The sequence below is a fragment of the Streptomyces eurythermus genome, from assembly GCF_014649115.1.
Lineage (GTDB): Bacteria > Actinomycetota > Actinomycetes > Streptomycetales > Streptomycetaceae > Streptomyces > Streptomyces eurythermus.
Window position 1 is genome coordinate 402,885 of record NZ_BMSK01000005.1, and the last position, 8,705, is coordinate 411,589.

The 8,705-nt window shown below is 70.0% G+C and carries 8 protein-coding genes, 1 tRNA gene and 1 other RNA gene; 4 read left to right on the top strand and 6 right to left on the bottom strand.

Features of this window, described 5'->3' with window-relative positions; translation table 11 throughout:
- Positions 1-5: 5 nt before the first annotated feature.
- From IE251_RS12065 to IE251_RS12085, 5 genes are all read right to left on the bottom strand, one after another.
- The gene (locus tag IE251_RS12065) at positions 6-1,400 is read right to left on the bottom strand and encodes a hypothetical protein (protein WP_189752860.1); all 1,395 of its coding nucleotides are present in this window, start codon (positions 1,398-1,400) and stop codon (positions 6-8) included.
- A 2-nt stretch (positions 1,401-1,402) separates the two neighbouring features.
- Positions 1,403-2,167 (bottom strand): hypothetical protein, encoded by a 765-nt coding sequence (locus tag IE251_RS12070; RefSeq protein WP_189752861.1) that lies wholly within the window; start codon positions 2,165-2,167, stop codon positions 1,403-1,405.
- Between the two features lie 36 nt (positions 2,168-2,203).
- Positions 2,204-2,788, bottom strand: coding sequence for a hypothetical protein (locus IE251_RS12075; protein ID WP_189752862.1), 585 nt, complete (start codon positions 2,786-2,788; stop codon positions 2,204-2,206).
- 158 nt (positions 2,789-2,946) lie between these two features.
- Positions 2,947-3,246, bottom strand: coding sequence for a hypothetical protein (locus tag IE251_RS12080; protein ID WP_189752863.1), 300 nt, complete (start codon positions 3,244-3,246; stop codon positions 2,947-2,949).
- An 80-nt stretch (positions 3,247-3,326) separates the two neighbouring features.
- Positions 3,327-3,836, bottom strand: coding sequence for a nucleoside-diphosphate kinase (locus IE251_RS12085; RefSeq protein WP_030344300.1), 510 nt, complete (start codon positions 3,834-3,836; stop codon positions 3,327-3,329).
- Between the two features lie 407 nt (positions 3,837-4,243).
- Here IE251_RS12085 and IE251_RS12090 point away from each other — a divergent pair, with 407 nt between their 5' ends.
- Together IE251_RS12090 and IE251_RS12095 are read left to right on the top strand one after the other, a co-directional pair.
- Positions 4,244-4,903: an NUDIX hydrolase gene (locus tag IE251_RS12090; protein WP_189752864.1), complete on the top strand. Its 660-nt coding sequence runs from the start codon at positions 4,244-4,246 to the stop codon at positions 4,901-4,903.
- Positions 4,900-5,325: an NUDIX hydrolase gene (locus IE251_RS12095; protein ID WP_189752865.1), complete on the top strand. Its 426-nt coding sequence runs from the start codon at positions 4,900-4,902 to the stop codon at positions 5,323-5,325. The genes IE251_RS12090 and IE251_RS12095 overlap by 4 nt, the downstream gene beginning before the upstream one ends.
- A 363-nt stretch (positions 5,326-5,688) precedes the next feature.
- Here the strand turns inward: IE251_RS12095 and IE251_RS12100 are convergent.
- Positions 5,689-5,776 (bottom strand) — tRNA-Ser (locus IE251_RS12100).
- 119 nt (positions 5,777-5,895) lie between these two features.
- Between IE251_RS12100 and ffs the strand changes: the two genes are divergently transcribed.
- Both ffs and IE251_RS12110 read left to right on the top strand, forming a co-directional pair.
- Positions 5,896-5,994: signal recognition particle sRNA small type (gene ffs, locus IE251_RS12105), an RNA gene on the top strand.
- A gap of 78 nt (positions 5,995-6,072) precedes the next feature.
- Entirely contained in the window at positions 6,073-8,397 is a 2,325-nt protein-coding gene (locus IE251_RS12110) for a DNA polymerase III subunit gamma and tau (protein ID WP_189752866.1), read from the top strand.
- The last annotated feature ends 308 nt before the right edge of the window (positions 8,398-8,705 follow it).

Genomic DNA, 8,705 nt, shown 5'->3' on the forward strand with positions numbered 1-8,705 from the left:
GGTGATCAGGCGGCGCTGGGCGCGGGAGCGGTCCACTGGTTGTTGCGCATGAGGGTGTACTTGATGTCCACGAGGCGCGGGGTGATGGTCAGCGAGAGCTCCTCGGCCGGGTGGAGGCGGCCCGTGTCGTCCTGCTCGGCACGCCAGACGCGGTAGTCGAGGTTGGGGTAGGCCGGGTTGATGCCGATCTCGCCCTTGGGCATCGTGCCGTTGAACGGGGCGATGATGTCCATGTGGTTCCAGTAGTTCCAGACTTGCAGTGCCTTGTGCTGGTCGAAGTAGAAGTAGAAGTCGGGGTAGCGGCCGAAGGTGCGCAGTTCTCGGTGGATGAGGTGGCCGAGGAGCGGCCCGAACTGGGTGGCGAGGGAGTCGAATTCCCAGCGCGTGTGGTGCCAGGCTTCGGGGGCCTCGCCGGGCGCGAAGAGGCGGGCGGCGACGAGGTAGCTGATCCGCTCGACCAGGTACGCGCTCGCGTGGCTGGTGTCGATGGTCGAATCGACTCGGTGGATGAGTGCGGCCAGCTGCTTGGGGCAAGGCCTGAACCTCGCGAGGTCGAACTTGCCAGCCATGGCGGGGAAGGAGGCGAACAGCATCTCCTTGTACAGCCAGTTGTTCAGCTCACCGAGCTCGGCCAGGCTCCGGGTGTGGTGCGAGGTCGAGTGGAGCATCAGGTACTCGGCGACCGCTTCGAAGTACAGGTAGCCGAGGATCGGCAGTCGGGGGATCGTCTCGTCGAGCAGCTTGAGGAACGGCACGGCGTCGACCTGGGTGCCCTGGTAGGCGACGGCGGCAGTGGCGGCGAGGAACGCGGCCGAGTTCTTGACCCGGCTGACGACGGTCTCGCGTAGCTGGTGTCGTTCGTTCTTGCTCAGCAGGTATTCGAGGTGGCTGTAGATCTGCAGGTGGATGAGGCCCAGCCGCAGGTAGTCCACGCCGGCGAGACCGCGATACGCCTGCGGCGGAGTGTCGATCTCGAAGATCAGCGGGGTGGGGACGCGTTCGGTGACGCCGAGTTTGGCCAGGAAGGTCGGTGCTTCCTTGGTCAGGACGTAGGCGCCGAGGTTGTGCATGCGGAAGCCCTGGTCGGTCGCGGTGAGCGGCGCGCAGTAGATGCTTCCGACGAGGCAGCCGCCCGACGGGTAGAGCACTCCCTGCCGGCTGATCTCCTCCAGGGCGTGGGTGACGTGCAGAAGGTGCAGCTTGCCGTTTCCGCTCAGGGCCTCGAAGAGGGCATTCTGCCGCAGCAGGTGGCCGTTCGGGGTCTCCTCGGCGAGACGTCGGTCCCAGCCTGCGGCTTGGGTGGCGAGCGGGTTGCTGTGGTCGGCGGGGCTGGGGATGAGAGTGGAGTCGAAGAAGGCGTGGGCGTCGGCCCACAGGTGGTAGGCGTCGAGGAAGTCCATGGTCAGACCAGGCCCTTCTCGGCGAGCGCATAGCGGACGGCAGCGGTGCCGCCGGCCCCGGCGAGGTAGGCCCGCTCCGAGACCAAGACCAGGTCGAAGGCGAGGCCGCGCAACCGGTCGAAGGCGGGCTCGCGGACGTACCGGGCGTCCGGCCACCACTTCAGCTTCGGCAGGCGGTAGCGGTCCAGGGCGTCGGCGGCCTTGACCACGTCGGTGATGTGCTCGGCCCGGGCGTGGTCGGACTTGTCATCCGCGGTGAACGCCTCGTACGGAATGTCGTGCAGTCGGACAGCGGTGGCCGCCTGCACGATCCGCCGGGGTGTGGCGGCGAGACCGAAGTGGCCCCAGACGGTGCCGGCGTTCGCGGCGAGCCAGATGGCCGCGCGGGCGCCATGTCCGCGGTCGTCCTGGTCGTGGCACCGCTGGCAGTCGTGTACGGCGGCGGCGAGGATGGCCGTGGCGGCGTCGGCGTCGTCGAGGTCGTTCGCCTCGGCGAGGACTGCGGCGAGCGCCGCCGTCCTCATGGCGTGCCGGACGCCATGGAGCGAGGTGTACAGGCGGGAGTCTGCCCACCACCGGGTGGGCAGACCGCCGTGCGCGAGCAGCTCCTTCGACTGCGGGCGCAAGACCAGCCGCGTATCCGGCGGGAGGTCGGGCCTGTTGTCGCTGATCCACGCGATGGTGGCGTGGTCCATGTGCTGGTGGATGGGAAGCTGCCCTCGGGCAGCAAGGTCAGTCAGACTTGCGGTCAACGGGGTCGTGCTCACTCGTGCCCCCCTTGGTGGTCTCCGCGGTGATGTTCCTTACCGGATCGGCGCTGCCTGCTGCTTGCGCTCCTTGCGCTCCTTCTCGGCCGCCTCGAAGGCGGCGGTGAAGTCGGCCAGCTCCTGCTCCGTCATCAGGCTCACGCCGAGTGCCGTGGCGACGTCTGTGATCTTGGCCTCGGCCTCGGCGCGGGCGGCGTCCGAGGCGCCGTCCTCCAGCAAAACCTCGAACTCGGCGTGGTAACCCCACGCCTCACTCCACTTGACCGCGATCTCGACGTCGTCGAGGCGGAAGTTGTGACGGAAGTTGAACGCCTCGTGCATCGCCGTCTCGAACCCGAGGGCGTTGAACACCTTCACCGCGGCGGGAACGTCGGCGGGGGCGATGGCGAACTCGGTCTCCGCGAAGGCTGCACCCTGGCCGATCTTGCTCCCCTTCAGGGTGATCTTGGCGGTGCTGGCGGTGGTGTTGTTGGTGACCTTCAGGAGCTGGTCGGGGAGCACATAGAAGTAGATGTGCTTGTCGTCGGGTCCCAGGTCCTCCCCATCCGCTTTCAGGCGGGTGACGAGCTGGTCGTGGACCTCCTTGGTGAAGCGGGCGCGCATCTCGATCTCGACGGCCACGGGGCTGCTGCCTCCTCGTTTCAGGCATGGCGAAGCCAGCCGGACCCTGCTGTGCGGGGGCTGTCCGGTCGGGCGAACGTTATGGGGATGGTGGTCGAGCGCGGGGTGATGCGGCCGATGCGGGCGCCGGCCGCATCACCCCGGTGGATCGATGGGGGTCAGCCGAGGGTGCCGAAGCGCTCCTCGACGACTCCCGAGTGCAGGTAGGTCGGCAGCTGAACGCCTCCCACCGACGTGCGGCCGGTGGCGACCTGCTCCTCCGTCTCGCTGGGGAAGCCCTCCAGCAGACGCAGGCACTGCTGCACCCATTCGTGCGACGCGGGCCAGTCGCCCAGGTCGCGGTGGCGCACGGCCAAGGCGTACGCGGTCTCGGTGGCGGCCCACCGGTCGGTCGCCAGCTCACGCTGGAAGATCGACTCCAGCTCGTCGGTGGAGGCCAGGCGGGTCTGGTTGGTCATGGTGCCCTCTCGGTTCAAACGGTCGTGCCCCAGTGCTGATCAACGCCCCGGCGTCCCCTCGGTGACGCGGTGACCCGCTGCTAGTACGTGTAGATCTCGGCCAGCGTCTTGTAGTCCTGCAGCTCGTCCTTGTCGAACCACAGCTCCACCTCCTGCTTGGCCTCCTCCGCGTTGCCGGAGGCGTGCACGAGGTTCGCGACCGCCTTGCCCGAGGCGATGCTGGCCGCCGCGCTGTAGTGCGAGAAGTCTCCCCGCACCGTGCCGGCCGGAGCCTGGTTCGGGTACGTGCTGCCGACGATCTTGCGGACGGTGGCGATGGCGTCGAAGCCCTCCAGCACCAGGGCGATGACCGGCCCCTGCTGCATGAACGTCGCCGTGAGGTTGTAGACCTCCGAACCCAGCCGCTCTTCAAGATCGAAATAGTGCTTGCGGGTGAACTCCTCGTCCATCCACTTCATCTTCGTGCCGACGATCTTCAACGCGGCATCCTCGAATCGAGTGATGATCCTTCCTGCCAGGCCACGCGCTAGCGCATCGGGCTTGAGCAGGACGAGCGTGCGCTCGACAGTGTGTGCCTGAACCTCGGCCATTGACTCCCTTTCGCCTTGCTAACAACCGAACATGACGGACGATCAGCCGTCATTTGCTGAGGTTACCGGCGCTGGCAGGACGGTTTGGGCGTGCGGGCAATGCCCCGGACGGGCGAACGTCGGCCAGGGTGCAGCCGATCAGTCCATCGAGAGTCCCGATTCGGCCAACTTTTCTTTCGCCACTATCCGCTGGGGGTACGCACCTAGAATCTCCCTGTGGTCGTCTGGCGCTTTCGCGCCTCTCATATGTCTTCCGGGGACTGGGCCTTTGGCGGGTGGCTCCTTGGCCCCTGGTGACTCCGATTCTTCCGGAGCTCTTCTCGCGTGACCATGAAGTGCCAGTGCAGTGGGAGTGCACTTTCGGCGCGCGGATTACTGCACCAGGGCAGCGACGAGGGAGCAGTCTTGTGGACGTGATCGAGCGCTGGAGTGGCCGGTACGCCTGCCTGCTGCAATCCGCCCTACGGCTCGGCAACGAACAGTTCGCCGCTCAGCTGGGCATCTCAGTGAGGACGGTGGCGGCTTGGCACTCCGATGCGTCCGTCGTCCCTCGCAGGGAAATGCAGCAACTCCTCGACACGGCCTACGAGCGGGCTTCTACGGCTGCGCGACAGCGCTTCGCGCTCCTGCTGGCGAAGGAACGGGTGCCGGCGGACTCGACGCCTCCAGGCGCGCAGGCGCTGCGGGTGGCCATCGCAGTGGTCGTCCGCGACAGCGATGTCCTCCTGGTGTGCCGGCGGGACGACGACGCTGCTGGGATCACGTGGCAGTTCCCGGCCGGCGTCATCAAGCCAGGTGGCAAGGCGGAGACCACCACCGTGCGGGAGACCTTGGACGAGACCGGTGTCCACTGCGCGGTCCGGCAGGACCTCGGGAACCGCCTCCACCCCGTGACCGGTGTGCTGTGCGAGTACTTCCTCTGCGAGTACCTGGCCGGCGAGGCCACCAACAGCGACGCGGCCGAGAACATCGACGTCATGTGGGTCCCCAGAAACGCGGTGCCCCGCTTCATCCCCGTCGATACGATCTTCCCACCCATCCTGGCCGCCCTGGAGGAGCAGACGTGACGAACCAGAACACGGACGAGCGCCCGGGCATCGCCGCCGCCATCATCGTCCACGAGGGGCGCGTGCTCATGGTCCGCCGCCGAGTCAGCGAGGGACAGCTCTCTTGGCAGTTCCCGGCCGGCGAGGTCGAGCCTGGCGAGGCCCGCGAGGACGCCGCTGTGCGGGAAACCCAGGAGGAGACCGGGCTGTCCGTGGCGGCCGTGAAGCTACTCGGCGAGCGTGTCCACCCGAAGACGGGCCGACTGATGTCGTACACGGCGTGCGAGGTGCTGGGTGGAACGGCCCACGTCGCGGACACCGAGGAGCTGGCCGAACTGGCCTGGGTCGCCCATGGCGAGATCCCGCAGTACGTGCCGTACGGACTGTTCGAGCCGGTGCAGGACTACCTCGACGCGACTCTGCCTGGCGGTCTCGCGATCTGACCTACGTGGGGCCGTCTGACGGGACGGCGGAGCGCGGCCGGTGGTCGAGGGGGCTCTCCGACCACCGGCCGCCGGTTCCTGTACGGGGCGGTGCCTGTGTGCTCAGTTCTTGCGGTTCAAAGAGCCGGTTCCGGCTGGTGTGGCCCGCACGTTGCCGCAAAGCCTCATGTTGGTCGCTCAGGAGGATCTTGATCTCGGTGCGGTCGGCGATCACGATCCCGGTGACCTGATCGTCGGCAGAGAGCAGCCGAAGTCTGTCCGTGGAGATCCACGGCTGTCTGCCCCGCGTAACTGAGACCACGCGACGACGAAGGGCCCCACCGCGAACGGTGGGGCCCTTCGACAACGTGCCCGGTGAGGCACTGGCGGAGGATACGAGATTCGAACTCGTGAGGGGTTGCCCCCAACACGCTTTCCAAGCGTGCGCCCTAGGCCTCTAGGCGAATCCTCCGCCGAGAACATTACATGACCGAGGGGAGTGCTCGCGAACCCGTTCCCGCAGGCCGTCCCCGGGTGCGGAGGACGGGGCGATCGGGTTCGGTCCGGGCGCCGGCATCGGGTACTGTGGGGCACAGCCCCTCACGCGGCGCTATCTGACTGAACTCCCCCAGGGCCGGAAGGCAGCAAGGGTAGGTCGGCTCTGGCGGGTGCGTGGGGGGCGCTTGCGTTCCCGGGGTCAGGGCCAGGACCGGGGTCCGGATCCGCGGGCGGGGCCCGTTGTCAGTGCGCCCCATTAACCTCGTATGCGTGTCGTCTCTCGCGCTGTACCGCCGCTACCGCCCGGAGACCTTTGCGGAGGTCATCGGGCAGGAGCATGTCACCGACCCGCTGCAGCAGGCGCTGCGGAACAACCGGGTCAATCACGCGTACCTGTTCAGCGGCCCCCGCGGATGCGGCAAGACGACCAGCGCGCGCATCCTCGCCCGCTGTCTGAACTGTGAGCAAGGTCCCACGCCGACCCCCTGCGGGGAGTGCCAGTCGTGCCGCGACCTCGCCCGGAACGGACCCGGGTCCATCGACGTCATCGAGATCGACGCGGCCTCTCACGGTGGTGTGGACGACGCCCGTGAGCTGCGCGAGAAGGCATTCTTCGGCCCCGCGAGCAGCCGCTACAAGATCTACATCATCGACGAGGCCCACATGGTCACGTCGGCCGGCTTCAACGCGCTGCTGAAGGTCGTCGAGGAGCCGCCGGAGCACCTGAAGTTCATCTTCGCGACCACCGAGCCCGAGAAGGTCATCGGCACCATCCGGTCGCGGACCCACCACTACCCGTTCCGGCTCGTCCCCCCGGGCACCCTGCGCGAGTACCTCGGCGAGGTGTGCCAGAAGGAGAACATCCCGGTCGAGGACGGCGTGCTGCCGCTCGTCGTGCGCGCCGGCGCCGGTTCCGTGCGTGACTCCATGTCCGTCATGGACCAGCTCCTCGCCGGCGCCGGCGAGGACGGTGTGACGTATGCCATGGCGACCTCCCTCCTCGGCTACACCGACGGCTCCCTGCTCGACTCCGTCGTGGAGGCCTTCGCCACCGGTGACGGGGCCGCCGCCTTCGAGGTCGTGGACCGGGTCATCGAGGGCGGCAACGACCCGCGCCGCTTCGTCGCCGACCTGCTGGAGCGGTTGCGGGACCTGGTGATCCTCGCCGCCGTGCCGGACGCAGTGGAGAAGGGCCTCCTCGACGCCCCGGCCGACGTGCTGGAGCGGATGCAGGCCCAGGCCGAGACGTTCGGCGCCGCCGAGCTGAGCCGCGCCGCCGACCTGGTCAACGAGGGCCTGACCGAGATGCGCGGCGCCACCTCGCCCCGCCTCCAGCTGGAACTGATCTGCGCCCGCGTCATGCTCCCCGCCGCCTACGGCGACGAACGGTCCGTCATGGCCCGCCTCGACCGCCTGGAGCGCGGTATCGGCTTCTCGGGCGGGGGCGGCATGCCTGCCATGGGCTACGTCCCGGGCCCCGAGACCCACGGCGGCACGGCTGCGGCGGGGGCCGGCCTGGGCGCGGGCATCGGTGCGGGTGCGGGTGCGGGTGTCGGTGCCGGTGCGTTGTCGGTGCCGCCCGGTGGAGGGCCCGCCGCGGCCCGCGCGGCTGTCCGGGGCGCGGGTGGTGCCGGTGACCCGGTGGCCCCCAGTGGTCCGGCCGAGGCTGCCGCCCCTGCCGCAGCGGCGCCTTCGCCCGCCCCTGCCCCTGCCCCGGCCCCCGCCGCCCCGGAAGCCCCGGTCCCGGCGGCCCCTGCAGCAGCGGCAGCCCCAGCGCCCACGGCTCAGCCCCCGGCCGCCCCCGCCACCGGTGCCTGGCCCACCGCGACCCCCGCCGGCAGCGGCCGGCGTCCCGGTGGCTGGCCCACCGCCGCCGCTCCGGCGAGCGGGCGGGCAGGTCAGGGACAGAACGCGGGCCAGCCGCAGCAGCCCCAGCAGCAGCCGGGCCGCCCGCCTGCTCCCGCCCCCGCGCCGCAGGCTCCGGCGCCCGCCCCCACCGGCGGCCTCGACCCCCGCGCGCTCTGGCCGAACATCCTGGAGGCCGTCAAGAACCGCCGCCGCTTCACCTGGATCCTGCTCAGCCAGAACGCCCAGGTGACCGGCTTCGACGGCACCACCCTCCAGCTCGGCTTCGTCAACGTCGGTGCCCGTGACAACTTCGCGAGCAGCGGCAGCGAGGACGTGCTGCGGCAGGCGCTGGCCGAGCAGTTCAACGTGCAGTGGAAGATCGAGGCGGTCGTCGACCCGTCCGGCGGCGGTGCCCCGCAGGCCCCGGTCGGCGCGTCCGGCTACGGCGGCGCACCCGCCGGTGGCTACGGCAGCGCTCCCGGCGGTGGCTACGGCGCTCCCGCCGCGCCCCGCCCGGCGGCTCCCCAGGCTGCCGCGCAGGCTCCCGCCGCCACCCGGAACAGCGCTCCGGCCGCGCCCGCACCGGCGCCCCAGTCGGCCGCCGCCCCCGAGCCGCCGCCCGTCGCACCCGAGGACGACATCCCCGAGGACGACGACCCGGATCTGGACGAGTCGGCCCTCTCCGGCCACGAACTGATCGTGCGCGAGCTGGGCGCGACGGTGGTGGAGGAGTTCACCAACGAGTAGCCCACCGGTGGCCGGACAGCCCCCGGGGCCAGCCCGGCCATCGGACTCACGGGGTTTCCGGCCCCGGCCATAGGGCCCGCGGGCCCTACGACGCACCGGCCCCCGGCCCACCGAGCCACCCGCCCTTCCCGGGCCACCGCTTCCACCCGCCTCGGGTCACCCGGCCTCGGGCCACCGGGTCTCGGACCTGGCCCACCAGGCCCCCCCAGTCCCCGGCTGACCGGTTCCACCCGGCCCCGGCCCGCCGAGTCGATCCGGCCCCGGGGCCACCGAGTCCACCTGGTCCCGGGCCGCTGGCCGGCCGGTCT